Origin of the sequence: Aeromonas sp. HMWF015, from assembly GCF_963878965.1 — a bacterium.
Lineage (GTDB): Bacteria > Pseudomonadota > Gammaproteobacteria > Enterobacterales > Aeromonadaceae > Aeromonas > Aeromonas veronii.
Window position 1 is genome coordinate 1 of sequence record NZ_CAWNZT010000354.1, and the last position, 784, is coordinate 784.

Below are 784 nucleotides of genomic sequence, written 5' to 3' on the forward strand. Positions count from 1 at the left end.
TGCGAACGACAGTGAAAGCTACAAATATCTGGCAGAGTCTATCCGCATGCACCCGGATCAGCAGACCCTGGCTGGCATGATGGAAAATGTCGGGTTCGAGCAGGTGGAGTACTTCAATCTGACTCAGGGTGTGGTCGCCCTGCACCGCGGTTACAAGTTTTAAGGTTGCCTATGCCGATGGATGCCATGGTCACCGCGGTGATCGAAACCAGCCTCAACCAGTTGCTGGCGCTGGACAAACAGAGCCCGGAGCGGCTGCGCAAACTGGTGGGCAAGGTGCTCAAGCTGGAGTTGCGTGAACTCAAGCCGCTCTGGTTTGTCTTCTCCGAGCGTCGACTGGATGTGCTGGCCCAGCATGAAGGGGAGGCGGATGCGGTGCTCAGTCTCTCCCTGACCGCCCTCGGTCTGCTGAAAGACCCGTCCGCCCTGACCCGTTATATCCGTGAGGAGAAGTTGGATCTGAGCGGTGATCCCCAGCTGGTACAGGCATTCAGCGTGCTGCTGGGTGAGCTGGATATCGATTGGGAGGAGAAGCTGTCGCGCTATACCGGCGACGTGCTGGCCCACACCCTGTTTAGCGGTGCCCGTCAGGCCCGTCGTCTGGTCGGTCGCGAGCTGTGCCGCACCCGCAGCCAGCTGGCGGAATATCTGACCGAAGAGGCCCGCCTCGCCCCCGGCCCGCTGGAAGTGGCGAGTTTCAACGATGACGTCGAGGTGCTGGCCCAGCAGCTCAAGGCCGTCGAACTGCGGCTGGCCCGCTTTGAACAGCAGGTGACCTGATGAC

2 protein-coding genes are annotated in these 784 nt (G+C 61.0%); both read left to right on the forward strand.

Annotated features, from left to right (window positions below):
* A partial coding sequence (locus tag AACS18_RS17720) for a class I SAM-dependent methyltransferase (RefSeq protein WP_181363317.1) occupies positions 1-163 on the forward strand: 163 nt, incomplete at its 5' end.
* Positions 164-171: 8 nt separating this feature from the next.
* Positions 172-780: a ubiquinone biosynthesis accessory factor UbiJ gene (locus tag AACS18_RS17725; RefSeq protein WP_108541196.1), complete on the forward strand. Its 609-nt coding sequence runs from the start codon at positions 172-174 to the stop codon at positions 778-780.
* Positions 781-784: the final 4 nt, after the last annotated feature.